This is a genomic window from Dyella soli (assembly GCF_054482295.1).
Window position 1 is genome coordinate 1,421,722 of the sequence record NZ_JBTFFU010000001.1, and the last position, 24,447, is coordinate 1,446,168.

Sequence of the window (24,447 nt, forward strand, 5' to 3'; positions counted from 1 at the left end):
GCGTGCAGCCCGAACGCAGGACCGCCGGCCCTGCGCGTCATGCCGGCAGCGGCCGGAATTGCGCGCAGGGCACGAAGCCATGCAGGGATCAGCCAACGATCAGGCGATTGAGCCGCTGCACGAACGCCGCGGGATCGGGCAGCTGTGCACCGGCCGCGATCTCGGCCTGGTCCAGCAGCAGGTTGGCCAGATCCGCGGCCTTGGCCGGGTCGCTCTCGCCCTCGACGCGCCTGAGCAGGGGATGCTGCGGATTGACCTCCAGCGTCGGCTTGCTCTCGGGCATCTCGTGGCCTGCCTCGCGCAGCAGTCGGGCCAGGTGCGGCGCCATTTCGAAGTCGGAAAGCGCCAGGCACGAGGGCGAATCGGTAAGACGCGCCGATACACGCACGTCATTCACGCGGTCACCAAGGATGTCCTTGAGCTTCTTCAACAGCGGCTCGGCGGCCTTGCTGGCTTCTTCCTGCTGCTTCTTGCCGGCCTCGTCCAGCGGCAACTCGCCCTTGGCGACGTTCTTGAGCTTCTTGCCGGCGTATTCGCTGAGGCTGCCGATCATCCACTCGTCGATGCGGTCGGACATCAGCAGCACCTCGATGCCCTGGGCCTTGAACGCTTCGAGCTGCGGGCTGCCCACGGCGGCCGTGTAGCTGTCGGCCGTGATGTACCAGATGGTGTCCTGGCCCACCGCCATGCGGCCGAGGTAGTCGTCCAGCGACACCGTCTGCGCCGAGCCCTCGCCCCGGGTGGACGCAAAGCGCAGCAGTTTGGCGATACGTTCGCGGTTGGCGGCGTCCTCGGCAATGCCCTCCTTCAGGGTGTTGCCGAAAGCCTTGTAGAAGGTGGCGAACTTTTCCGGCTCGTCGCGCGCCAGCTTCTCCAGCAGGTCAAGCACACGCTTGATGCAGGCGGCACGGATACGCTCCAGTTGGCGGTTGTGCTGCAGGATCTCGCGGCTCACGTTGAGCGGAAGGTCGTCCGCATCCACCACGCCCCGCACGAAGCGGAGGTAGTTCGGCAGCAGCTCTTCGGCCGCATCCATGATGAAGACGCGCTTGATGTAGAGCTTGAGCCCCTTGCGCTCGTCGCGACCGCCCATCATCAGGTCGAACGGCGGCTGCTCGGGGATGTACAGCAGCGTGGTAAAGCTCTGGCTGCCTTCGACGCGGTTGTGCGTCCACGCCAACGCATCGTTGAAGTCGTGGCCCAGCGACTTGTAGAAGCTCTGGTAGTCCTCGTCGGAGATCTCGTTGCGCGGCTTGGCCCACAGGGCGGAGGCGTCGTTGACCGTCTCCCACTCGTCGCCCGGCTTGCCGTCCTGTTCCTTGGGCATGCGAATCGGGAAGGCGACGTGGTCGGAGTATTTGCGGATCAGCGAACGCAGCTCCCAGCCCTTGAGGAACTCGTCCTCGTCGGCCTTCAGGTGCAGCACGACCGCCGTACCGCGCTCCGGCAGGTCGACCTGGGCCAGGCTGTATTCGCCCTTGCCGTCGCTTTCCCACTTCACGCCCTCGCCCACCGGCAGGTCGGCGCGACGGCTGAGCACGGTGACGCGGTCGGCCACCACGAAGGCCGAATAGAAGCCCACGCCAAACTGGCCGATCAGGCGCGCATCGGTCTTCTGTTCGCTGCTCATCGCTTCGAGGAAGCGCCGGGTACCGGAACTGGCGATGGTGCCGATGTTGGCGACCACTTCATCGCGACTCATGCCGATGCCGTTGTCGCGCACGGTGACCGTGCGAGCGTCCGGATCCCAGCTCACGTCGATCTGGAGCTCGCCATCGCCGGACAGCAGCCCGGGGTTGGCAATCGACTCAAAGCGCAGCTTGTCGCAGGCGTCGGAGGCGTTGGAGACCAGTTCGCGCAGGAAGATTTCCTTGTGCGAGTAGAGCGAATGCGTGACCAGGTGCAGGACCTGGGCGACTTCGGCTTCGAATTTGCGGGTTTCGGGCGCGGTGTTCGTCATGCGGAAAGACTCATGCAAAGGTCGGTCGAAGGGGTGACAAGCAAAGGGGCCGACGAATCGGCCCCTCATGATGCCCGCTCTCCGTCGGAGAGCGGGTGAATTCAGGCGTGGGCCGAGGCATTCTGGAGGGCGGCAATGCGCTCTTCCAGCGGCGGATGGCTCATGAACAGGCGCTTGAAGCCGGTAGCCAGGTGGCCGGAGATGCCGAACGCGGCGATGGTCTGCGGAAGCGTGCTCTCGCCGTGCTGCACCTGCAGGCGCTGCAGGGCCGAGATCATCGCGCCGCGACCGGCGAACCTGGCGCCCGCGGCATCGGCCCGGAATTCGCGCCAGCGCGAGAAGGCCATCACGATCATCGAGGCGAACAGGCCAAACACCAGCTGCAGCACCATCACCGACACGAAGTAGCCGATGCCGCCGCCACCGTCGCGATCGCGGCCACCGGAGAGCCAGCTGTCGACCAGGCGGCCGACCACGCGCGCAGCGACGATCACCAGCGTGTTCACGACGCCCTGGATCAGGCTGAGGGTCACCATGTCGCCGTTGGCGATGTGGCCGATCTCATGGCCGAGCACGGCGGACACCTGCTCGCGATCCATCTGCTGCAGCAGGCCGGTGCTCACCGCCACCAGCGAGCTGTTTTTGGTCATGCCCGTGGCAAAGGCGTTCATTTCCGGGGCGTCATAGACCGCCACCTCGGGCATGCCGATGCCGGCGGCCTGGGCGTGCCGGCGGACGGTATCCACCAGCCAGCGCTCGGCCTCGTTCTGCGGCTGCTCGATCACGCGGGCGCCGGTGGACATCTTGGCCATCCACTTGGACATGGCCAGCGAGATGAAGGCACCGCCCATGCCGAACACCGCGGCATAAATCAGCAAGCCGCCCATGCCGCCATAGCCACGGGCAGCGGCCCACTGGTCGACGCCAAACAGATGGCAGACGATGCTCAGCAGGAACAGGACGGCGATATTGGTCAGCAGGAACAAGGCGATGCGGCGCATGGCTGTCTCTCGGGCAGTCACAGAAAACGATGATGGCGGCATACACCGCCTTGCAAGGATCGTGGCGAAGCCTCGCTGTTTCAAGGCCTGACGGCCGCCGCAGCACGCCCGGCACGCGATGCCTTCACCCAGGCGTCAGCCCGGCGCGGCAACCCGGGCCATCACGTGTCGCATGCGCTCGCATGCAGCGGTCCGGCCCGTAAAATGGCCGGATGAGCTATCGCGGACGCTTCGCCCCTTCTCCGACCGGCCATCTGCATTTCGGTTCCCTGATGGCCGCGGTGGGGAGCTGGTTGTGCGCCCGCCACGCGAATGGCGAGTGGCTGCTGCGGGTGGAAGACATCGACCCGCCGCGCGAAATGCCCGGTTCTGCCGAGAGCATCCTCGCCGCCCTGCCCGCCTTCGGGCTGTCGGCAGACGCGCCGCCGCTGTTCCAGTCCACCCGCCAGCATGCCTATGACGCCGCCTTTGAACAGTTGAAGGCCGCCGACCTGGTGTTTCCTTGCTGGTGCAGCCGCAACGACCTCGCTGGCGGCCTGCATCTGGATGGCCATTGCCTGGCGCCGCCGATGCCGGACCGCACGCCGGCCTGGCGACTGCGCGTGCCGGACATCGAGATCCGCTTTGACGACGCCCTGCAAGGACCGCAAGGGCAGCACCTGCGCACGACGGCGGGCGATTTCGTGATACGCCGCGTGGAAGGCCTCTACGCCTACCAGCTGGCCTGCGTGGTGGACGACGCGTTCCAGGGCGTGACCGAAGTCGTGCGGGGTAATGACCTGCTGGATTCGACCCCGCGGCAGATTTACCTGCAACGCTGCCTGGGCCTGCCCACGCCGGGTTATCTCCATCTGCCGCTGGCGCTCGACGGCCAGGGCCGCAAGCTGTCCAAGTCGGAACAGGCGCTTCCGGTCGATCCGACCGACCCCCTGCCAGCGCTGCGCGAGGCGCTCGCCTTCCTCGACCTGCCGGTGCTGCGCCACGCCCGCGAGCCGGCGGCGTTGCTGGCCCATGCACGCGAGCATTTTTCGCCGGCACGATTGCCGCATTGCAGCGAACGCGCCGTGGCATAAGCGGCTATAAAGAACCCGGACCCTGACCGATCGCACGCCCAGGGGCAGGCGGCGTGCCTTCCGTAGACGTTTTGCCATGTTGCACGTGGTAGACATGGCGACGCCCGGGCTGCACGATCCGGGTCGAACGGACCACAAGCATTATCGGAGGCAAGGCATGACGCAGCGCACGGCATTGGTCACTGGCGGAACCGGCGGCATCGGCACGGCCATCATCCGCTATCTCGCCCGCCAGGGGCATCGGGTCGCCACCAATTATCGCGATCAGGCCAAGGCGGAGGCGGTGAAGGCGCTGATGGCGCAGGAAGGCATCGAAGTGATGCTGGTTCCCGGTGACGTCTGCGACCCCGATTCCTGCGAATCGATGGCCGCCATCGTCGAAAGCGCGCTGGGCCCGGTGGAGATCCTCGTCAACAACGCCGGCATCACGCGCGACACCACCTTCCACAAGATGACCTATCCGCAGTGGATGGAGGTGGTGAACACCAACCTCAACGCCTGCTTCAACGTCACCCGCCCGGTGATCGAAAGCATGCGCAAGCACAAGTGGGGCCGCATCGTGCAGATCAGCTCCATCAACGGCCAGAAGGGCCAGTACGGCCAGGCCAACTACGCCGCGGCCAAGGCGGGCATGCACGGCTTCACCATTTCGCTCGCGCAGGAAAACGCCAAGTTCGGCATCACCGTCAACACGGTGTCCCCCGGTTACGTGGGAACCGACATGGTGATGGCCGTGCCGGAAGAAGTGCGCGAAAAGATCGTCGCGCAAATTCCCGTCGGCCGCCTCGGCCGACCCGAGGAAATTGCACATGCCGTGGCGTTTCTTACCGGCGAAGAGGCTGCCTGGATCACCGGTGCCAACCTGTCCATCAACGGCGGCCACTACATGGGCTGGTGACCAAGCCAGCAGTGAGTGACGAGGAGTGGGAAGTGGGGGAAGAGCGGCGGTCTTGCCAGTTCTCTCCCGCTTCTCACTGCTCGTTGCTTACTTCTCACCCTTGAGCAGCTTCTCCATCACCTTGCCCACCGCCGCAAACGCGAACGCGCCGGTGACATGCGTGGCCGCCCCAAGGCCTCCGCCGCAGGCGAGGTTGAGCGCCTCGGCGCCCGCCACGCCCGGTGGCCGCGTGCCGCAGACCGTGCCGTCCGGTTGCGGGTATTGCACGTTCTGCAGCGAATAGACGGCCGACACGCCGAAGTAGCGGTCCGGATTGCGCGGAAAGCCGAAATCCTGGCGGAGTTTCTTGCGGATGAGGCTGAACATCGCATCGTGCTCGGTGCGCGAGAGATCGCGCACGCGGATCTGCGTCGGGTCGGTGCGGCCACCTGCCGAACCTACCGAGACCACGGGAAGCTTGCGACGACGGCACCAGGCAATCGCTTCGAGCTTCACGCGGAACGCATCGCAGGCATCGAGCACGACGTCATAGCCGCGATCGAGCAATTCGTCCAGCGTCGACGGCGTGAGGAAGCGCTCGATCGCATCGAGCTTGATCGCCGGATTGATCGCGCGCAGACGCTGCGCCATCACCGCGACCTTGGACTTGCCGAACTCGCCGTCCAGCGCATGCATCTGGCGGTTGGTATTGGAAACGCATACCTCGTCGGCGTCGATCAGGGTCAGCTGGCCCACGCCGCTGCGCGCCAGCGCCTCGGCAGCCCACGAGCCCACGCCGCCGATGCCGATCACGCAGACATGGCTCTGCGCGAGCATGTCGACGCTGCCCACGCCATACAGGCGCTCCACGCCCGCAAAACGCTCGCGGGGAAACGCGACCTCGGTGGCAGCCGTGTGCTCGTGCGCCTGCCGGCCGGCACCCTGGCCTGCCGCAGCTTCTGATTGCTTCACTGGAACCGATCCAAGACATTGAACACCCGCCATTTTACCGCGAGCAGGCCGCCCACGCAGCCCGCCGGCGCGAGGCAGGTTATGCTTTGCGCCCCCCTCGTCCCCACTGCTGGAAGCCCTGGCATGCGCTTCGCCCTCATGATCGTGCTCGGATTGTTCATCGGCATCATCGGCACCGTCTTCGCGATGAACGCGCTGCATGAGCGCAATCCGTTTCCGCACGCGGTGATGTCGGTCATGGCCCATCACGCCGGCGCGCTCAACGCGGCCGTCAAGTCGCAGCGGTGCGACGCCGCCCAGTCACAGCAGCATCTCACCCGGCTGCTGCAGACCTCGGCCGACATCGGTGGTGCCTTTCCGGGTGTCGATCAACCGTTCTTGGACGAAGCGGCGAAGCTGCGCGACAAGACCCAGGCCGCACTGGCGGCGGCACCGGGCGACTGCAAGGCACTGCTGGCGGTGATCAAGCCGATCGGCGAGGTTTGCGAGTCCTGCCACCAGCAATATCGCTGAACTGCGCCGGGGCTAGATGCGCACCTTGCCGCGCAGGATCTGCCAAAACATCACCCAGTCACCCATCAGGCTGTACAGCGGGTGGGTGAACGTGGCGGGCCGGTTCTTCTCGAACACGTAGTGCCCGATCCAGGCGAAGCCGTAACCCGCGACGGGCGCCAGCCACAGCCACGCGGCGCTGCCCGTGGCCAGGGCGACCGCGATCACCGCCAGCACCAGGGTGCTTCCCGCGAAATGCATGCGGCGGCAGCGGATGTCGCTGTGTTCGTTCAGATAGAACGGGTAGAACTCGCGGAAGCTGGCGTAGCCGGACATGCAGGTCACCCTGGCTGAGATGGCGCCAGCGTAATGCGCCTCGCACGTCGGCGCATGCGCGGACGCAGCATCGGCGGGCCTGGCGTCCCCTGCGTGCAGGCGCGCTGGCGTCAGTCCGGCAGCGGGATGTATTCCGCTTCGTCGCCGATGACCTTGCCCATGCGCTGGGCCGCCCAGTCGGCCTTGGCCTGCTCGATCCGCTCGCGGCTGCTGGCCACGAAGTTCCACCACAGGTGGCGCTCGCCATCCAGCGGCGCGCCACCGAACAGCATGACGCGACTGGCCGTGCGCGCACGCAGCGACGGTGCGGTCGGGCCGGCCTGCACGGCCGCCTGCATCGGCGGCACCGTCACGCCAGCCCATTCCACCTCGCCGTCGACCACACAGACGCCGCGCTCCACGTGCTCGTCCGGCCACGCCAGTTCGGCGCCCGCCTCCAGGGTTGCCTCGATGAAGAACATCGGCGCGAACACCTTGACTGGCGATGCCTTGCCGTAAGCGGTGCCGGCAATCAGTACCAGTGCGGCCCCGGGCAAGGCGATGCGCGGCAAGGCATCGGCGCCGTGGTGATGGAATTCCGGCTCCACCTCGGCGACTTTCTGCGGCAACGCGACCCACACCTGGATGCCGTGCGCGCGCAGCCCGCCCGCGCGTGCCTCGGGCGGCGTGCGTTCCGAATGCACGATGCCGCGGCCAGCCGTCATCCAGTTCACTTCACCCGGACGGATGTCGGCCATGCTGCCGATGCTGTCGCGGTGGCGGATGACGCCTTCGAACAACCAGGTCACTGTGGCCAGGCCGATATGCGGGTGCGGGCGCACATCCATGCCCTTGCCGTCGAGAAACGTCACCGGCCCCATGTAGTCGAAGAATACAAACGGCCCGACATGCCGCGCCTGCAGTACCGGCAGCAGGCGCCGCACCTGGAAGCCATCGCCCAGGTCGTGCACGCGGCCTTCGATCAACATCGGTTGCTGTTCCATCCATGACTCCTCGGGTGACGGTATCGAACGGGTTCACCAGGCGCGCTGATACTGCAGCGGCGCCGTGATCGCCACGCCCAGTTCCTGCGCCGCACGGCGCGGAAAATAGGGATCGCGCAGGCTCTCGCGCGCGATCAGCACCACGTCGGCCGCGCCTTCCTCGATGATCCGCGCCGCGTGTGTCGATTCAGTGATGAGACCCACGGCCCCGGTGGCCATGTGCGCCTCGCGGCGGATGCGCGCGGCAAACGGCACCTGGTATCCCGGCGCCAGGGGAATCTTCGCGTGTGGTACGACACCGCCGCTGGAGGCATCGACGAGGTCGACTCCCAGATCCTTGAGCTCGTGCGCCAGCCGCACGCTTTGCTCGATATCCCAGCCGCCGTCGACCCAGTCGGTGGCGGAGATGCGCAGCCACAACGGCAACGCCTGCGGCCACACGTCGCGAACGGCCGCGATCACTTCGCGCAACAGGCGCGTGCGATTCTCGAAGCTGCCGCCGTAGCGGTCGGTGCGGCGATTGCTCAGCGGCGACAGGAACTGGTGCAGCAGATAGCCGTGCGCGGCATGGATCTCGACCAGCTGGAACCCGGCGTCCAGTGCGCGCTGCGCGGCAGCCCGAAAATCCGCCACGACCCCGTTGATGGCCTGCTCATCCAGCGCCTGCGGCACCGGCCAGTGCTGGTCGAACGGCAGCGCCGAGGGCGCCACCGTCGGCCAGGCGCCAGCGCCGGCCGGCAGCGGATGGCCGCCGTCCCACGGACGCATGGCACTCGCCTTGCGTCCCGCGTGCGCCAGCTGCACCCCTGCCACGGCACCGTGCGCCGTGATGAAGCGGGTGATCGGTTGCCATGCTGCGAGTTGCTGCTCGTTCCACAAGCCCACGTCACCCGGCGAAATGCGCCCTTCCGCCGATACCGCCGTCGCCTCGGCAATGACCACGGCGGCGCCGCCGACCGCGCGGCTGCCCAGATGGACCATGTGCCAGTCGTCCGGCATGCCGTCGACGGCCGAGTACTGGCACATCGGCGCGATCACCAGTCGGTTGCGCAAGGTGAGGCTGCGCTGTGCCAGTGGTGCAAAAAGATTCATGGGACCTGCCTGTCAAGGGATCCGGCACAGATGCCGGCGCCGGACGCCCGGTTCAAGGCCGCCGCCTCATGACACCGACGTCATCCATCGCGCCATGCGCTCGGCGACCGGCCCGGGGTTCTTCATCCAGCCAAAATGATCGGCCGCAGCACCCGCGAAATCCGCGGAGGTCATGACTTGCTCTTCGCACCGGCCGAGCGGCAGCTTGCCGAGCAGCCATGCCAGCGACGCGGCGGGGCCCAGCCAGTCGTCCTGCATGCGCAGGGCCAGCACGGGCAGCTCGATCTGCCGCAGTCGCTGCTCGAGGTCCTCCACCATGCCCTCGGCGGCATAGCGGCCGCTGCGCCCGGTGCGGGCCCAGTCGGCGATGAGGCGGCGCGCCTCATTGCCGCCGAAACCGATCTTTCGCCCGGGGAGGTATCCCACCAGCGAGGCCAGCAGGGGGGCCGCCGCGTAGGCCAGCCAGAGCAGCCGGCCAGCGCGATATTGTCGCCAGTACGGCGCGCCGCCGGCCACCACCACCAGGCCGGCCGCATCCCGTGGCTGCAGTCCCGCATAGAGCGACGCCATCTGGCTGCCGAGGCTGTGCCCACCCAGCCAGTAGCGCTCGCGCGGCAGGCGCCTGCGCAAGGCCGCGAGGCCCACGGGCAGGTCCTGGGCCAGCAATTCGCGATAGCCCCAGTCGACGCGGCGGCTCGCGCGGCGGTTGCTGGAACCGATGCCACGCCATTCATGGATGGCCGTGGCGATGCCCCTCTGCGCCAGCGCCTGCGCCAATGGCTGGTACTGGCGTGCCGACACGCCCAGCGCCGGCAGCCAGTAAACCACCTGGCGGACGGCAGCCGCGGGCAGTTGCAGCAGCACCTCGGCCGAGGCACCGTCGGCGCCCGTCGCCGGAAGTACCTCGGCGGGCGGGAGGGTGGATGCGTTCGGAACGGGAACGGACATTCGGGCGCGTATCCACGGGAAACGTCGCAGGCTAGCGAATAAGGTCGCGAGGAAAAAGTCCGCGCCACGAAAAAGGCCGGCTTGCGCCGGCCTTTTTCTCCCGAGGATTGACCTAATGCTCAGGCCGGGGCGACTTCATCAGCCTGCAGGCCTTTCTGGCCCTGCACGACCTTGAAACTCACCTTCTGCCCTTCCTTCAGGCTGCGGAATCCTGCCCCGCTGATTGCCCTGAAATGCACGAAGACGTCGGGGCCGCTTTCGCGACTGATAAAGCCGAAGCCCTTGGCGTCGTTGAACCATTTGACTGTGCCAACTTCACGATCCGACATGACTCACTCCGATCTGCTCGATACTGAGACAAGTCAGCCTCCCCCTTTGGCCGACGGCTTACTGGGCATGCAGGGATCGGGGTGAAGCGATGTGGACTCTCGCGAGTCGCGCACCGGGCACGCACGTGACCGAGCAACCACAGTGAATCCAGCATAACGGATTTTTTTAATGCAAGTGAATGACCTTAATCGTCTTCACATTTCCACGACATTTGGAATTCGGGCAATAAAAAAAGCCAGGCATTACTGCCTGGCTTTTTTCTAGCGCTTGAAAGCGGCTATTAGGCAGCCATCACTTCGTCGGCCTGCAGGCCCTTCTGGCCCTGCACAACCTTGAAGCTGACCTTCTGGCCTTCCTGCAGGCTCTTGAAGCCGTTACCCTGGATCGCGCGGAAATGCACGAAAACATCCGGGCCATTGTCGCGGCTGATGAAGCCGAAACCCTTGGCATCGTTGAACCACTTGACGGTACCGATCTGACGATCAGACATATAAATCACTCCTAAGGATTGAACAGACTCAGCCCGCGCGACATGCGCAGGCCGACTTACTGGTGTGCTAGGAAACCCTAGGGGTGAGGCGATGAGGCTAGATCGAGATCAGCGGCATCGGGTCACAAAACTCTGGTGACCCCGGCAAACACAGTGGGCCTATCATAACCGCACCGCGCCCATAACGCGAATATTTGATTTTCCGAAGCTGAATGGAACAATTGAAGCACGGCCGGAGTATTTCATTTTCACATGGTCTTCGCATTTGATCCGCTTCCTTCGTCGCCAGGAGTATCGGATCTCATGACGGATGCGCGGCCACGCCACCCGCCGGCAAGGTCCTGGGACACGCCATTCTTGCGCAGGAGATGCACACCATGATGTTGCGCTGTTATCGCCTCGCACCGCTCCTGCTGGCTGGAGCCTTGGTCATCGCCGGCTGCGCCGGCAAACCGACGGCCCGCCCCGCCCCGCCACCGGCCCACACAACCACGGGCGCGGCTCCTGTGGCTGCCACGCGGCCGGCGGGGCCGGCGGGGCCAGCGCTGCCCGACAAGACCGGCATTCCGGCCTGCGACGATTATCTCGCCAGCTATGTGGCCTGCCATCGGGCGGCTGCGATCTGGCCTCCCGACCAGATCCAGGGCCACTACGACGAAATGCGCACCAACCTGCTGCGCGATTCGCTCGATCCTGAGGTGCGGCCACAGCTGGGTTCGCGCTGCACCTCGCTGGCGCTTGGCCTCCGGCAGGCCCTGCACGGAAAGTCGTGCACGCAGCCCAGCGCGGCGCCTGCTGGCGCCGGCTCTCCCTAGGCGCCGCGCAGCAGCGCACGCAAGGCGGCCGACACGCCGGCAGGCCGGCTCCGGCCGAGGCGAACCTGCGGCGTGCCGTGCCAGTGCGCGGAGGCGCGGATGGCCGCCGCAAGATCGGCCAGCAGCCGCGGCGTGGCTTCCACCTCCGGCTCGAGGAACAGTGCCTTGATCTCGAACACGCCTTCGCCGCGATGGGCCTTCGCGTCGAGACGACCGACCAGTTGCCCGCGATGCAGGATCGGCAGCACGTAATAGCCGTAGCGTCGCTTCGGCGCCGGCAGATAGCACTCGATGGTGTATTCGAAGCCGAACAAGGCCCGTGCCCGTGCGCGATCCCATACGACCGGATCGAACGGTGAAAGCAACGCGGTATGCGTGCCACGGAGTTTTCCCTGCGTCGCCTGTGCCAGCAGCTCCGCATGATCGCGATGCACGTAGGCCGGCACGCTCCAGTCGGCAACCTGCACCAGCAGCAGTTCACCGCCGTCGACCAGTGGCGCGAGTTCCCGGTCCGTCACGGCGGGCCGCAGCCGATGGTAGTCGGCGATCCAGCGGGCCTGCGTCACACCGAGTGCGCGAACGGTATCGAGGATGAAGCGCCGACGCAGGCCGGCGTGGTCGAGTTGCAGCAGTTCACGATCGAGCGGCGGATCAAGCCTGGCGAGTACGCGATCGGCCAGGTCATACACGCGCTGGAACCGCTCGCGCCGGGTGACCATCAGCTCGCCCAGCGCGAACCACGCTTCCAGCCAGCGCTTTGCAGGCTTCCACGACCACCAGCCACCTGCACCGCCGCGCTCGCCCTCGAAGTCGGCTGCACGTGCTGCACCATGTTCGCGGATGCGGGCCAGCAACCCGTCCATGCCTTCGCGATGTTCGCTATGCATGCGCTCGGCGTGCTTGTGCGCCCAATGCATCGAGCGCTGCCGGCGCCACGCCTGGTGCAACGGCAAGTCGGCCGCTGGCACGAAGCACGCTTCGTGCGCCCAGCATTCGGCGAGACGGCCCTCACTCAGCGCATCGTCAAGCCACTGCGGCTGGTAATTTCCAAGCCTCGAATGCAACACGAGGTAAGGACTGCGCGCGACAACATGAATGCTGTCGATCTGCAGGAGACGCATGCGCGTAATCGTGTCGACCACGTCGGCTTGCCGCGCACGTGCCTGCGGTACATGCAGTAGCCCTTGCGCTGCCAGATGCAGGCGCTGCGCCTGCGCCAGGCCCATGGACGTTGCCGGCGTAGATGAAGGCACCGACAACGATAACGATGACTTCACACGCCCACGATGCTGGTATTGAGGCGGCATTTAAGCAGTCTTTGGTAGCGTGGCAGTCGGCGCGGAGGACTTCGACGCGACTACAGCCATCGTCGATACCGCGCACCCGTTCACAAGCCACGCATTCTGGCATGGAGTAACGATGATGAAAGCACGTCAACCACTTCTCGCGATACTTACCGCTGGCTCGATGATGTTTGCCGGGTCACTGCTGGCCCAGAGCCAACCCATGCCGCCACCGCCGCCGGCCCCCGCGGCGCCTGCGGCTCCCGCGGCTCCGGCCGCGCCGATGCCACCGGCCCAACCCGTGGCGCCCGCCGCGACGGGCAACACGCGAGGGAGCGCGCAGCTCAATACCACGCAAGGCCAGGTGACGATCAACTCGGTCATGCCGCCGGTGGTGGCCGGTCCGGCACCGAGTTTTGAACAGCTGTCCGGTGGTGCGAAGTACATCACCGAAGATCAGGCAGTCGCCTATCCGCTGCTGGCCAACGACTTCATCTTCGTTGACAAAGGTCACACTGGCCGCATCAACAAGCAGCAGTACGAACGTTGGCTCAGCAACAAGTGAGTAAGATGAAAGCACCCGACGCGGGCTGGCCGTCATGGCAGCCCGCGTCGTCATGTATGACGCATGCCCCGTGCCGGAACGCCGCGATGTGGACCGGCACGGCGCGCGGCGAGCGTGCGCACGGACGGAGCGATTGATGCGATTTACCACGACGGCAGCCCTGGCGCTGGCCACCAGCCTGCCCCTCATGACGGCCCACGCACAGAATCCGGATCCGATGGATATCCGCGCGTGCACCGCCATCGAAACCGATGCACAGCGACTGGCGTGTTACGACCGCGCCACCGGTCGCGACAACCTGCCTACTGCGCAGAAGCGCAATGAGGCATCCGGGCAGCCCGTCGTGGAACACGGCGGCACGGTGTTCGGTCATGAGACTCCGGTGGCATCGACCGCGCAGGCGAGCCCTGCAACGCAGCCGGCAGCGGAAGTGAAGCCGCTCTCGCTGCTCGACAGTCGCTGGGAACTGACGCCCGAAAGCAAGCTGGGCACCTTCAACCTGCGCGGCTACAAGCCGGTGACGCTGATGCCGGTGTTCGCCACCAGCAACCAGAACAAGCAGCCGCTAAGCCCCAACCCGGTCGACTCGGTGACCACGCCGCAGGTCCTGGACAACATCGAGGCGAAATTCCAGCTCAGCCTGAAAACGAAAGTGTGGCAGGGTGTATTCGGCGATGCCGGCGACGTGTGGGCGGGCTACACCCAGTCCTCGCGCTGGCAGGTCTACAACAAGGAAACCTCGCGGCCATTCCGCGAGACCAACTACGAACCCGAAGCCATGCTCATGTTCAACACCAACTACGAGCTGGCCGGATGGGATGGACGGCTGTTCGGCATCGGTCTCAACCACGAATCCAATGGCCGCTCCGATCCGCTGTCGCGCAGCTGGAACCGCGTGATGGGTTACGCGGGCTTCGAGCGCGACAACTGGACGGTGATGTTCCGCCCATGGTGGCGCATTCCCGAGAGCCGCAGCGACGACAACAACCCGGACATCAGCAATTACATGGGCCGGGCCGACATGCAGATCATCCACGAGTGGAATGGCCAGGAATTCGGCCTGATGCTGCGTCATTCGCTGCGCGGCGGCAGCGAGAGCCATGGCGCCGCGCAGTTCACCTGGGCCTTCCCCGTCGCCGGCAACCTGCGCGGCTACATGGAACTGTTCAAGGGCTACGGCGAAAGCATGATCGACTACAACCACAACGCCACGTATCTCGGCATCGGGTTGTCATTGCTCGACTGGTACTAGGCCCGGCCAAGCGGGCGGGATGGCGCCGCGCGGACGGCGGCGCCATCGGGGCCATCAGTGGTGATGGCCGCCTTCGCCGTGAACGTGGCCATGGGCCAGCTCTTCCTCACTGGCGGCACGCACATCGGTCACTTCGACGTCGAAGTGCAGCGCCTGGCCAGCGAGCGGGTGGTTGCCGTCGATGTGCACCTTGTCGTGCTCGACCTTGGTGACGGTGACGTTGATGACGCCCTGCGGACCGCGGCCCTGGAACTGCATGCCCGGCTGGATGTCCTCGACGCCCTGGAAGGCTTCGCGCGGCACTTCCTGCATCAGCTCCGGATGGTGCACGCCGTAACCTTCCTCCGGCGCCACGTCGACCTTGAACTGGTCGCCGACCTGACGGCCTTCCATCGCCTTCTCCAGGCCCGGCACGATCTGGCCGACGCCCTGCAGATACACCAGCGGCTCGCGGCCCTGCGAACTGTCGAGCACCTGTCCCTGGTCATCGGTCAGCGTGTAGTGGAAGGAGACAACGGAGTTCTGTGCGATCTGCATGACGTTCTCTAGTGGGGAATGGGATGCCGGCGAGCGCGGGCACGAAGGCGCAAGATTACCAGACCAGGCCCGGCGGGCGCCCGCTAGGCGCCGGGCGGCAGGATTGGGGATACTCTGCCCATGGTCACGCAAGCACGCCTGTTTAACCGCTGGACGGCCCTGTTTTTATGCGCCGGGCTGGGCGTCTGGTCGCTGGCCAGTGGCGCCCCGTTGGCCCAGCAGGCCGCGCCACCTGTCGCGGTCCGCAGCCCTTCACTGACCGAGCAGATCGACAGCCTGATTGCCCAGCCCCGCTTCGCCGGCGCCGACTGGGGCATCGCGGTGGTCTCGCTGGACAACGGCCGCACGCTCTACGCCCACCATGCCGACCAGCTGCTGCAGCCCGCCTCCACCGCCAAGCTTTTCACCGCGGCGGCCGTGCTGAGCGCGCTGCAGCCGGACTACCGGATCCCCACCCGCGTTCTCGCCAAGGGTGAGATTCGCAACGGACAGCTCAACGGTCCGCTGATCCTGTTTGGCATGGGTGATCCGACCCTGGGTTCGGACCCGTCCACCGCCAACTGGCCCGACCAGCTGGCGGCCAGGCTGGCAGCGCAAGGGCTGCGCCACGTGCATGGCGACCTGATTGCCGACGCCACCTATTTCGCCGGACCGCAGATGGGCACCGGCTGGGAAGCCATCGACCTGCAAAGCTGGTTCGCCGTGCCCGCGACAGCGCTGAGCGTGCGGGAAAACCAGGTGGACGTAACCGTGGTGCCCGCCGCCAGTGCCGGCCGGCGCGCCACGGTCGTGTTCGAACCGGCGGAAGCGATGCCCGGCGCCATCAACGAGGTGGTGACCGGCGAGGCCCGCTCGCGCAACGACATCAATCTCTACCGCGCGCCCGGGAACCATGTGCTTTACGCGTTCGGCAGCATCGCGGCGCATTCGCCGGCGCAAAGCTACAAACTCGCCACGCCCGAGCCGGCCCTCTACGCCGGCAGCCTGCTGCGGCAGGCGTTGGCGCGCCAGGGCATCCAGCTCGACGGCAAGCTGGTCACGCTGCAGTGGCCACAGCGGGATGCCGCACTGGAAGGACAGCCGCGCACGCTGGCGGAAGTGCTGTCGCCCCCGGTGGCGGAAATTCTCCAGCGCGGCCTCAAGCGTTCGCAGAACCTCTACCTGCAGAACCTGCTGTTGCTGACCGGTGTGCACGCCCAGGCGGACGCCGAACAGCGCGAGGGCAACACCGGCTTCATCACCACCGAGCGCTGGGGCATCCGCGCCATGCGCGCGCTGCTCGACCAGATCGGCATTGCGCCGGCCACCAGCCTGATCGAAGAAGGCACGGGCCTGTCGCGGCGCAACCTTGCCACGCCCAATGCCATGGTCCGGCTGCTGGCGTATCTTGCCGCGCAGCCGTATGCCGCCGCGGTGCAGGAAGCACTGCCCATCGCTGGCGTCGATGGCACGCTGCAATGGCGCATGCGCAACACGCCCGCCGAAAACAACGTGCGCGCCAAGACCGGCAGCATGGGCTTCGTGCATTGCCTGGCCGGCTATGTCACCACGGCCGACGGCGAACGGCTGGCGTTCGCCATCATGCTCAACAACTACGATCCGGCACCCGGCTCGCCCGCCGCCAGCCATGACGTGGACGCCATCGCGGTGATGCTGGCCGGGTCGCACAGCCGCGGCGGCGAGGCCGCGGCATCACCCAGCGTGGCCGCTCATCCCAACTGAGCCTGCAGGTCCTTGCCGATCTTCTCGGGCGTGTCGGTGGGGGCGTAGCGCTTCACCACCTGACCCTGCCGGTCGACCAGGAACTTGGTGAAGTTCCACTTGATCGACTCGCTGCCGAGAATGCCCTTCCCTTCGCTCTTCAACCATTTGTAGAGCGGGTGTGCGCCGTCGCCGTTCACCTCGATCTTGGAGAACAGCGGGAAACTCACGTCATAACTGGTCGAGCAGAAGTTGCGGATTTCGGCCTCGTCGCCCGGCTCCTGGTGGCCAAACTGGTCACAGGGGAAACCCAGCACGACCAGGCCCTTGTCACGGTCGGCCTGCCACAGCGCCTCGAGCCCGGTGTACTGCGGGGTGAAGCCGCATTTGGAGGCAACGTTGACGATCAGCAGGGTCTTGCCCCGGTAGTCGGCGAGCGAGCGCTCGTTGCCATCGATGTCACGAGCGGAAAATTCATACACGGAGGTCATCGGGCGCGTCCTGTCGAGAGAGAGGCCAAGTCTAGTCCCGCGAGGCATCGGGAGGCGACCGTTCCCCTTTCTGCGCCGGCGCCCCGATGCCTTATGCTTGCCACTGGCCGGCCTCGCCGGCACGTATCCCGAGGCAGGTGCCTCTGGCTTCCCCGAAGGTACCCCGTGATCAGATTCCAGGCCGTCCACAAGTCCTACCGCGTCGACGGCAGGGACGTTTCCGCCCTGCAACCGTTCAACCTGGACATCGCCGATGGCGAAGTATTCGGCATCATCGGCCATTCGGGCGCGGGCAAATCGACGCTTATACGGCTGATCAACCTGCTCGAACGCCCCAGCGGCGGGCGCGTGCTGATCGATGAGGTCGACGTGACGTCGCTGTCCGAACCGGCGCTGCGCCAGCAACGCCAGCGCATCGGCATGATTTTCCAGCACTTCAACCTGCTTGCCTCGCAGACGGTGGCGCAGAATGTGGCGTTCCCGCTCCGCCTGGCCGGCGAACGCGACGCCGCGGTGATCCGCCAGCGCGTCAACGAACTGCTCGCGCGCGTGGGCCTGACCGCCCATGCCGACAAGTATCCTTCGCAGCTCTCGGGCGGGCAGAAGCAGCGCGTGGGCATTGCGCGTGCGCTGGCCAACCGGCCGTCGATCCTGCTGTGCGACGAGGCCACCAGTGCGCTCGATCCGCAGACCACGGCCTCCGTGCTCGACCTGCTGGCCGAAATCAATCGCGAGCTCAAGCTTACGATCGTGCTGATCACCCACGAAATGGATGTCGTGCGGCGCGTCTGCGATCGCGTGGCGGTCCTCGACGCCGGCAGCATCGTGGAGAGCGGCTCGGTAGCCGATGTTTTCCTGCATCCGAAGCACGCCACCACGCGCCGCTTCGTCAACGAGGCGCTGCCGGAAGAGGCCGCCGGCGAACAGGCCCCGTTCGCGCATGTGCCGGGGCGCATCCTGCGCCTGTCGTTCCGCGGCGAGGCCACCTGGACGCCGGCGCTCGGGCGCGTGGCGCGCGAAACCCTGGTGGACTTCAACATCCTTGCCGGCCGCATCGATCGCATCAAGGACCTCCCCTACGGCCAGCTCACCCTCGCCATGCAGGGCGAGCGCGTGGACGATGCACTCTCCTGCCTGCGCGAGGCCGGCATCGAAATCGAGGAGATCACCCCGTCGCCCCAGGAGCACCGCGCATGAGCGCCGCACCGCTGTTGCAGAGCCTGTTTCCCAACATCGATGACTGGAGCGAGATCGGCCAGGCCTGCATCGACACGCTGCTGATGCTTGGCGGCTCCTTGCTGCTGACCGTCGCGATCGGCCTGCCGCTGGGCGTGCTGTTGTACCTGACCGGCAAGGGCCAGCTGCGCGCGATGCCCAAGCTGTACGCGGTGTTGTCGCTGCTGGTGAACATCCTGCGCTCGATTCCGTTCATCATCCTGATGATCGTGCTGATGCCGGTGACTTATGTGCTGGTGGGCACCAAGCTGGGCATCCGTGGCGCGATTCCGCCCCTGGTGATCGGGGCCGCACCGTTCTTTGCGCGCCTGGTGGAGACCGCGCTGCGCGAAGTCCAGCGCGGCGTGATCGAGGCGAGCCAGGCCATGGGCGCCAGCACCTGGCAAATCGTGCGCCACGTGCTGCTGCCCGAGGCGCGTGGCGGCCTTATCGCCGGCACCACGGTGACAGCCATCGCGCTGGTCGGTTATACGGCCATGGGCGGTGCGATCGGCGCGGGTGGACTCGGCGACCTGGCCTACCGTTACGGTTATCTCAGCTACAAATCGGACTACATGCTGGTCACCGTGCTGCTGCTGATCGTGCTGGTGCAGCTGCTGCAAATGCTCGGCGATCGCATCGTGGCGCATTTCACCCGGTCCTGAGCGGCAGCCGGCTTTGCATTCGGCGGTATGGACGGCTATTCTGTTGCGCCGCACAAAGACTTCCCGCCATGAATAAGCTGATCGTCGCTCTCGCCGCCCTGCTTGCGCTGGCCGGCTGCTCGTCGCCGTCATCCGGCGGCGGAACCGCCAGCCAGAAGCTGGTGGTTGCCGCCACGGCCGTGCCCCATGCCGAGATCCTCAAGCAGGTGAAACCCATCCTGGCCAAGGAAGGTGTCGAGCTGGAAATCAAGGTATTCGCCGACTACGTGCAGCCCAACGTGCAGGTGCTGGAAAAGTCGATCGACGCCAATTACTTCCAGACCGGGCCCTATCTGGATGCGTTCAACCACGAACGCGGCACCCACCTGACCATCGTCACCGGCGTGCATATCGAGCCGTTCGGCGCGTACTCGCGCAAGTACAAGTCGATCGACCAGCTGCCGGACGGCGCCACCGTCACCCTGCCGAACGACCCCAGCAACGGCGGCCGCGGCCTGCTGCTGTTGGCCCGGCACGGCCTGATCACGCTCAAGGATCCGGGCAACGCGCTGTCCACGCCCAAGGATGTCGTAGGCAATCCCAAGCAGCTGAAGTTCCGCGCGCTCGAGGCGGCCATGCTGCCGCGCACGCTGGACGAGGTGGACCTGGCGCTCATCAATACGAACTACGCGCTGGCAGCGGGCCTCAACCCGACCAAGGACGCCCTGCTGATCGAGGACAGCCATTCGCCGTACGTGAACTACCTGGTCGCGCGTCCCGACAACAAGGACGACCCGCGCGTGCAGAAGCTGGCGAAGGCGCTCAACAGCCCCGAGGTGAAGGCCTTCATCGAGCAGAAGTACCAGGGCGCGGTGCTGCCCGCGTTCTGAGCCGCGCGCGTCCGCTCTCGCAGGGAGAGGGCCAAGGCAACGTCAATCGAAGGAGCCCTTCTCCCGGCGCGGGAGAAGGTGCCGGCCCCACAGGGACTCCCTTGGGTCGCAGGCGGATGAGGGTTCGGGCGGAGCGCGAACTTAGAAAGGCCACGCAAGCCCCGTACCCTCACCCCAACCCCTCTTGGGAGAGGGGCTAAAGCAGCATCCATCGAGGGAGCCCTTCTCCCGCCGGGAGAAGGTGCCGGCCCCACAGGGACTCCCTTTGGTCGCAGGCGGATGAGGGTTCGGGCGGAGCGCGAACTTGGAAAGGCCACGCAAGCCCCGCACCCTCACCCCAACCCCTCTCCCGAGGGGAGAGGGGCTCAAGGATCATCCATCGAAGGATCCCTTCTCCCCTCGGGAGAAGGTGCCGGCAGGCGGATGAGGGTTCGGGCGAAGCGCGAACTTGGAAAGGCCGCGCAAGCCCCGCACCCTCACCCCAACCCCTCTCCCGAGGGGAGAGGGGCTAAGGCAAGCTCGATCGGAGCAACCCTTCTCCCCGCGGCGACCCCACCCACGGCGAGACCGCCGGTCAGGCTGCGGCCGGCTCCGCCGGAATCTCGAAGACCTGGCGCAGGTAGGTCACGTAGGCGCTGTCTTCGCACATGTTCTTGCCGGGGGTGTCGCTGATCTTGGCCACCGGCTGGCCGTTGCAGCGAATCATCTTGATCACGATCTGCAACGCCTCGGGCCCGACGTCATTGGTGAGATTGGTGCCCACGCCGAAGGCGAGCTGGCAGCGATCGCGGAAATGCGCGAACAGCTGCATCACCTTGGGCACGTCCAGGCCATCGCTGAACACCAGCACCTTGCTGCGCGGATCGACGCGATTGGCGCGGTAGTGCGCCAGCACGCGCTCGCCCCACGCGAAAGGATCGCCCGAGTCATGCCGGGTGCCGTCGAACAGCTTGCAGAAGTACATGTCGAAATCGCGCAGGAACGCGCTGAGGCCATACACGTCCGACAGCGCGATGCCCAGGTCGCCGCGGTACTCGCGTGCCCAGGTTTCCAGCGCGGCCACCTGCGAATCGCGCAGACGCGGACCCAACGCCTGGTGCGCCTGCAGGTATTCGTGGGCGAGCGTACCCAGTGGCGTCAGGCCGAGTTTCCAGGCCAGCCACACATTGCTGGTGCCGGCCAGTTGCGGGCCTAGCTGGTCGCGCAGGGTGGTCACCACTTCTTCATGCCATGCCCGCGAAAAGCGTCGGCGCGTGCCGTAGTCGGCGATGCGGCAACTGGCATAGCCGTCGGTATCGCGCAGCAAGGCGATCTTGTCCCGCAGCCGGCGCCGGCCTTCGGCCAGATCCAGTTGCGGCTGGGTGTTGCGGAAATACACCTCGTTGATGATGGCCAGCAGGGGCACTTCGAACAGGATGGTGTGCAGCCACGGACCACGGATGCGTATCTCGATCTCGCCAGGCCCTTCCTGCGCGGGGCGGATATCCACGTATTTCGCGTTCAGCTGGAACAGACCGAGGAAATCGACGAAATCGCTCTTGATGAAGCGCCAGCTGCGCAGGTAGTCGAGCTCCTCCCTGCTGAAGCGCAGCGCGCACAACCCATCGAGCTCGGCGCGGATCTCGTCGATATAAGGGGTCAGGTCGATGCCCGGGTTGCGGCATTTGAACTTGTATTCGACTTGCGCAGCGGGGTAGTGGTGCAGCACCACCTGCATCATGGAGAACTTGTACAGGTCGGTGTCGAGCAGCGAGGTGACGATCATCGGTCGCTCATGCGATTGCGCCATGGCGCGGGGGCGGATCGATTATCCCCGGCGGGGGCCCGGCGGTGCGAGCGGAAAAATAAAAACCCCGGTAGTCAGGGGAGGGACTACCGAGGTTTTGTCAGGCCGGTCTCAAACAAAGAGGGGAAAAAGGACCGACCCCCCAGTGGCACGATGAAGCTGCACCACTTCTTGTCGCCGTCACGGCGATACGGTTACTTAGTGTGGCCGGGCCGCATCCAGTTCAAGGCCACCCCAAGTTTCGTTCAGGTTTCGGCAAGGTGGGCGAGCTGCCGTTCGATCGCCTCCACGAACGGCTGCGCACCGGGCCAGCTGGTGATGCGCCCGAGCTTGCGCTGGCCGGCGAACACAAAGAACGCCGGAATGCCGTGCAGCCCGAAACGCGTGGCCATGGCGGGATCCTCATAGACGTTGTCGTGCAGCCAGCGCACCGGCTCCCACTGGAACCGCTCCTTCGCCAGCAGCATCGCGCGCTTGGCGATATCGCAATTGGGGCAATCACGCCCCCACAGGAACAACACGGTCAGCGGCTGCGCGGTGTCGGCCAGCGCCGCATCGAGCGTCGCCTCGTGCACGCGCTGCATGGGGAAGTCCTGGAAAAATTGGGGAACCGCGCTGTCTGTCATGGCTGGTGATCCGTCAGGTTGGTATCAACATGTGGCCGCGGACGGAGCAAATCGAGGGCTGTCCCCATTGATTTTGCCTACCCCTACAATCGACGCCATCTTTCAATGGGGACGCCTGATGCCATCGCTGCTGCGCTGCCTGTGCCTGTTTGCTGCCTGCCTGGCGCTGCCGGTGCAGGCTGCCGAACTGAGGATCGACCTTGGCCATGGCGTGCAGCGCCATGACACGGCGTCGCTGCTGGCGCGCAGCGACGCCCGCGACATCGACATCCCCGGCGATGTCGCGTTCAAGCGGTCGATGCACTATCGCGCCGTCCCGCTCAAGGCGCTGTTGTCAGAGGCGGATGCCGGTGATGCGCTGCTGTTCGTCGCCACCGACGGCTTCGCCGCTGAAATCCCGGCCGCCCTGATGCTGCATGCACGCGGCTCCGAGGCCTGGCTGGCGGTCGAGGAGCCGGGCCGTCCGTGGCCCACGCTGCCGGGCGACAAGGGCGATGCGGGCCCGTTCTACGTGGTGTGGACCGATCCGGCAGCGATGCAGGTCGGGCCGGAGCAGTGGCCGTATCAGCTGGCCGAGATTCGTCGTCTGCCACCCGTCGCGGAGCGCTTTCCGGCCATCCGGCCGCATGCCGGCTTCAAGCCGGACAGCGCGGTCCAGCGGGGCTTCGCCGTATTCCAGCGCACCTGTTTTGCCTGCCATACGCTCAACGGTCAGGGAGACGCCCGCCTCGGGCCGGACCTCAACATTCCGCACAATCCCACCGAATACCTGCCCGAGGACCTCCTGCGGGCCTATATCCGCGACCCGCAATCACTGCGCCACTGGCCGCAGGCGCGCATGCCGGGGTTCGATCGCCAGGCACTGTCGGACGCGGATCTCGATGCGCTGCTGGCGTATCTGCACCACATGAGCGGGCGCAAAGTCGCTTCGCGCGACAAGCCCAGTCCTTAGGGAAACGCCGGATCAGCGGCTTCCGACGCTGCTTTTGCGCGGGGTGTGGCCGCTTCGAGCCATTGCTGGAGCAGCTTGCTGCGCTCCGCTGGCGGCAGGCGCGACCATTGCCGTGCATCCTCGTAGAACACCGGCCACTGCCGCCCTGACCGCTCGAACAGCGCGGCAAAGGCCGGTGTCCAGTGGGCGTACAGGCCAAAGGGAAGCAGGCGGGCATTGTTGATGGGTGACGCGACCCACGCATCGTAGCGATGGTCACCTGGCCACTCGCGCTCGCGCCAGGCGGCGTAGCGTGCACGAAAGTCCGCGATTTCGCGTTGCTTGCCGGTGGCCATGTGCGGTTCGTCGATGCCGCTGGCGTAGAGCGTCTTCAGGCGATGGCGCAGGTCGAGCACCAGCTTGGTGAAGCCGTCGTCCATGGCCTTGTCGTGCCCTTCGGACGGGGCCAGTCCGCGCGAAAGCCGCCATTCGCGCACGCCCTCGTCCTGCACGAAGGCGGCGAAGGACTCGTTGAATTCGCTGTCGTCCTTCACGTAAAGGCGCTGGTGCGCGAGCTCGTGGAAGATGGTGCCGGCGAGTTCGTCGTCGTCCCAGTGCAGCATGCTGCTGAGGATGGGATCGGCAAACCAGCCCAGCGTGGAATACGCTGCCACGCCGCTGACGTAGACGTCATCGCCGAGCGCCTGCAGGCGCGCGGCCTCGGCCTTGGCCTTGTCGTGGGTGAAATAGCCACGATAGGCGACGCAGCCGGCGAACAGGAAACAATGCTGGATGGCCTCCACTGCGTAGCGCGGCGTGGCGAACACATTCCAGACCACGTAAGGCCGGTCCAGCGGCACATAGCTGGTATAGCTGCGGTTTTCCGGCAGGGCGAGACGGGTGGAGGCAAACCGGCGCGCCTGCTGCGAGAGTTCCAGCCGGCGTTTCAATGCCGGATCGGTGCGGGGATCGTCGATGACGCTGTCCACCGCGCGCCGATGCAGCACCAGTTCGCCCTGCCCGTGCGCCACGTGGGCGTAGTAGCCCACCGTGCTGCAGGCGGACAGCACAAGGCCCATCGCCAGGGAAGCGATGGGCCTGAGGATCCGTCGGGTGGGCGGCGTGGCGGCTGACCAGCTCATGCCGCGATTGTGCCG

Annotated in this window: 26 protein-coding genes; 11 read left to right on the plus strand and 15 right to left on the minus strand. The window is 66.1% G+C overall.

Translation table 11 applies throughout. From position 1 onward, the window contains the following. Window positions 1-88: 88 nt before the first annotated feature. Entirely contained in the window at window positions 89-1,960 is a 1,872-nt protein-coding gene (gene htpG, locus ACXU4B_RS06505; RefSeq protein WP_131408846.1) for a molecular chaperone HtpG, read from the minus strand. Between the two features lie 101 nt (window positions 1,961-2,061). Next, on the minus strand, window positions 2,062-2,961 hold the full coding sequence (gene htpX / locus ACXU4B_RS06510; protein ID WP_131408848.1) for a protease HtpX: 900 nt from the start codon (window positions 2,959-2,961) through the stop codon (window positions 2,062-2,064). A gap of 212 nt (window positions 2,962-3,173) precedes the next feature. Between htpX and gluQRS the strand changes: the two genes are divergently transcribed. Together gluQRS and phbB are read left to right on the plus strand one after the other, a co-directional pair. Beyond that, window positions 3,174-4,034 carry a tRNA glutamyl-Q(34) synthetase GluQRS gene (gene gluQRS, locus ACXU4B_RS06515; RefSeq protein ID WP_131408850.1) on the plus strand — a complete coding sequence of 287 codons (861 nt, stop codon included), beginning with the start codon at window positions 3,174-3,176 and terminating at the stop codon, window positions 4,032-4,034. A 157-nt stretch (window positions 4,035-4,191) separates the two neighbouring features. Continuing rightward, window positions 4,192-4,932, plus strand: a complete 741-nt coding sequence (gene phbB / locus ACXU4B_RS06520; protein ID WP_131408852.1) for an acetoacetyl-CoA reductase — start codon at window positions 4,192-4,194, stop codon at window positions 4,930-4,932. A gap of 87 nt (window positions 4,933-5,019) precedes the next feature. Here phbB and ACXU4B_RS06525 read toward each other — a convergent pair whose 3' ends face one another. Further along, window positions 5,020-5,781 carry a tRNA threonylcarbamoyladenosine dehydratase gene (locus tag ACXU4B_RS06525; RefSeq protein WP_165583194.1) on the minus strand — a complete coding sequence of 254 codons (762 nt, stop codon included), beginning with the start codon at window positions 5,779-5,781 and terminating at the stop codon, window positions 5,020-5,022. Between the two features lie 225 nt (window positions 5,782-6,006). On the opposite strand from ACXU4B_RS06525, the gene ACXU4B_RS06530 reads away from it, so the two are divergent. Beyond that, window positions 6,007-6,396: a cytochrome c gene (locus tag ACXU4B_RS06530; RefSeq protein WP_131408856.1), complete on the plus strand. Its 390-nt coding sequence runs from the start codon at window positions 6,007-6,009 to the stop codon at window positions 6,394-6,396. Window positions 6,397-6,408: 12 nt separating this feature from the next. Here ACXU4B_RS06530 and ACXU4B_RS06535 read toward each other — a convergent pair whose 3' ends face one another. The 6 genes from ACXU4B_RS06535 to ACXU4B_RS06560 form a co-directional block, all read right to left on the minus strand. Then, window positions 6,409-6,711 carry a DUF962 domain-containing protein gene (locus ACXU4B_RS06535; protein ID WP_131408858.1) on the minus strand — a complete coding sequence of 101 codons (303 nt, stop codon included), beginning with the start codon at window positions 6,709-6,711 and terminating at the stop codon, window positions 6,409-6,411. Window positions 6,712-6,821: 110 nt separating this feature from the next. After that, the gene (locus ACXU4B_RS06540) at window positions 6,822-7,694 is read right to left on the minus strand and encodes a pirin family protein (protein ID WP_131408860.1); all 873 of its coding nucleotides are present in this window, start codon (window positions 7,692-7,694) and stop codon (window positions 6,822-6,824) included. Window positions 7,695-7,727: 33 nt separating this feature from the next. Further along, window positions 7,728-8,786, minus strand: a complete 1,059-nt coding sequence (locus tag ACXU4B_RS06545; RefSeq protein WP_131408862.1) for an NADH:flavin oxidoreductase/NADH oxidase — start codon at window positions 8,784-8,786, stop codon at window positions 7,728-7,730. A 66-nt stretch (window positions 8,787-8,852) separates the two neighbouring features. Then, window positions 8,853-9,734 (minus strand): alpha/beta hydrolase family protein, encoded by an 882-nt coding sequence (locus ACXU4B_RS06550; RefSeq protein ID WP_131408864.1) that lies wholly within the window; start codon window positions 9,732-9,734, stop codon window positions 8,853-8,855. Between the two features lie 119 nt (window positions 9,735-9,853). Further along, on the minus strand, window positions 9,854-10,063 hold the full coding sequence (locus tag ACXU4B_RS06555) for a cold-shock protein (RefSeq protein WP_131408866.1): 210 nt from the start codon (window positions 10,061-10,063) through the stop codon (window positions 9,854-9,856). Between the two features lie 281 nt (window positions 10,064-10,344). Further along, window positions 10,345-10,554, minus strand: a complete 210-nt coding sequence (locus tag ACXU4B_RS06560; protein ID WP_114823570.1) for a cold-shock protein — start codon at window positions 10,552-10,554, stop codon at window positions 10,345-10,347. A 506-nt stretch (window positions 10,555-11,060) separates the two neighbouring features. Between ACXU4B_RS06560 and ACXU4B_RS06565 the strand changes: the two genes are divergently transcribed. Further along, complete coding sequence (locus ACXU4B_RS06565) at window positions 11,061-11,369, plus strand: hypothetical protein (RefSeq protein ID WP_458910849.1); 309 nt, start codon at window positions 11,061-11,063, stop codon at window positions 11,367-11,369. Here ACXU4B_RS06565 and ACXU4B_RS06570 read toward each other — a convergent pair. Then, entirely contained in the window at window positions 11,366-12,595 is a 1,230-nt protein-coding gene (locus ACXU4B_RS06570; protein WP_131408868.1) for a winged helix-turn-helix domain-containing protein, read from the minus strand. The genes ACXU4B_RS06565 and ACXU4B_RS06570 overlap by 4 nt on opposite strands. 196 nt (window positions 12,596-12,791) lie before the next feature. On the opposite strand from ACXU4B_RS06570, the gene ACXU4B_RS06575 reads away from it, so the two are divergent. Further along, window positions 12,792-13,217 carry a hypothetical protein gene (locus tag ACXU4B_RS06575; RefSeq protein WP_458910850.1) on the plus strand — a complete coding sequence of 142 codons (426 nt, stop codon included), beginning with the start codon at window positions 12,792-12,794 and terminating at the stop codon, window positions 13,215-13,217. A 136-nt stretch (window positions 13,218-13,353) separates the two neighbouring features. Further along, window positions 13,354-14,469: a phospholipase A gene (locus ACXU4B_RS06580; protein ID WP_131408872.1), complete on the plus strand. Its 1,116-nt coding sequence runs from the start codon at window positions 13,354-13,356 to the stop codon at window positions 14,467-14,469. Between the two features lie 54 nt (window positions 14,470-14,523). Here ACXU4B_RS06580 and ACXU4B_RS06585 read toward each other — a convergent pair whose 3' ends face one another. Further along, window positions 14,524-15,006: an FKBP-type peptidyl-prolyl cis-trans isomerase gene (locus ACXU4B_RS06585; RefSeq protein ID WP_131408874.1), complete on the minus strand. Its 483-nt coding sequence runs from the start codon at window positions 15,004-15,006 to the stop codon at window positions 14,524-14,526. A 120-nt stretch (window positions 15,007-15,126) separates the two neighbouring features. On the opposite strand from ACXU4B_RS06585, the gene dacB reads away from it, so the two are divergent. After that, complete coding sequence (gene dacB / locus ACXU4B_RS06590; protein ID WP_131408876.1) at window positions 15,127-16,728, plus strand: D-alanyl-D-alanine carboxypeptidase/D-alanyl-D-alanine endopeptidase; 1,602 nt, start codon at window positions 15,127-15,129, stop codon at window positions 16,726-16,728. On the opposite strand, the gene ACXU4B_RS06595 is transcribed toward dacB, so the two are convergent. Beyond that, window positions 16,716-17,198 carry a glutathione peroxidase gene (locus ACXU4B_RS06595; RefSeq protein WP_131408878.1) on the minus strand — a complete coding sequence of 161 codons (483 nt, stop codon included), beginning with the start codon at window positions 17,196-17,198 and terminating at the stop codon, window positions 16,716-16,718. The genes dacB and ACXU4B_RS06595 overlap by 13 nt on opposite strands. Window positions 17,199-17,363: 165 nt before the next feature. Between ACXU4B_RS06595 and ACXU4B_RS06600 the strand changes: the two genes are divergently transcribed. The 3 genes from ACXU4B_RS06600 (at window position 17,364) to ACXU4B_RS06610 (ending at window position 19,947) form a co-directional block, all read left to right on the plus strand. Further along, window positions 17,364-18,395 carry a methionine ABC transporter ATP-binding protein gene (locus tag ACXU4B_RS06600; RefSeq protein ID WP_131408880.1) on the plus strand — a complete coding sequence of 344 codons (1,032 nt, stop codon included), beginning with the start codon at window positions 17,364-17,366 and terminating at the stop codon, window positions 18,393-18,395. Beyond that, entirely contained in the window at window positions 18,392-19,078 is a 687-nt protein-coding gene (locus ACXU4B_RS06605) for a methionine ABC transporter permease (RefSeq protein WP_131408882.1), read from the plus strand. Before ACXU4B_RS06600 ends, ACXU4B_RS06605 begins: the two co-directional genes overlap by 4 nt. A 68-nt stretch (window positions 19,079-19,146) precedes the next feature. Further along, on the plus strand, window positions 19,147-19,947 hold the full coding sequence (locus ACXU4B_RS06610; protein ID WP_131408884.1) for a MetQ/NlpA family ABC transporter substrate-binding protein: 801 nt from the start codon (window positions 19,147-19,149) through the stop codon (window positions 19,945-19,947). A 574-nt stretch (window positions 19,948-20,521) separates the two neighbouring features. Here ACXU4B_RS06610 and pncB read toward each other — a convergent pair. Both pncB and ACXU4B_RS06620 read right to left on the minus strand, forming a co-directional pair. Next, the gene (gene pncB, locus ACXU4B_RS06615; protein ID WP_131408886.1) at window positions 20,522-21,712 is read right to left on the minus strand and encodes a nicotinate phosphoribosyltransferase; all 1,191 of its coding nucleotides are present in this window, start codon (window positions 21,710-21,712) and stop codon (window positions 20,522-20,524) included. Window positions 21,713-21,978: 266 nt separating this feature from the next. Further along, window positions 21,979-22,317, minus strand: coding sequence for a thioredoxin family protein (locus ACXU4B_RS06620; RefSeq protein ID WP_205746529.1), 339 nt, complete (start codon window positions 22,315-22,317; stop codon window positions 21,979-21,981). Between ACXU4B_RS06620 and ACXU4B_RS06625 the strand changes: the two genes are divergently transcribed. Then, on the plus strand, window positions 22,316-23,311 hold the full coding sequence (locus ACXU4B_RS06625) for a cytochrome c (RefSeq protein WP_458910851.1): 996 nt from the start codon (window positions 22,316-22,318) through the stop codon (window positions 23,309-23,311). The two genes, ACXU4B_RS06620 and ACXU4B_RS06625, sit on opposite strands and share 2 nt — an antisense overlap. On the opposite strand, the gene ACXU4B_RS06630 is transcribed toward ACXU4B_RS06625, so the two are convergent. Beyond that, on the minus strand, window positions 23,308-24,432 hold the full coding sequence (locus ACXU4B_RS06630) for an aminopeptidase (RefSeq protein WP_338069380.1): 1,125 nt from the start codon (window positions 24,430-24,432) through the stop codon (window positions 23,308-23,310). The two genes, ACXU4B_RS06625 and ACXU4B_RS06630, sit on opposite strands and share 4 nt — an antisense overlap. Between the last annotated feature and the right edge of the window lie 15 nt (window positions 24,433-24,447).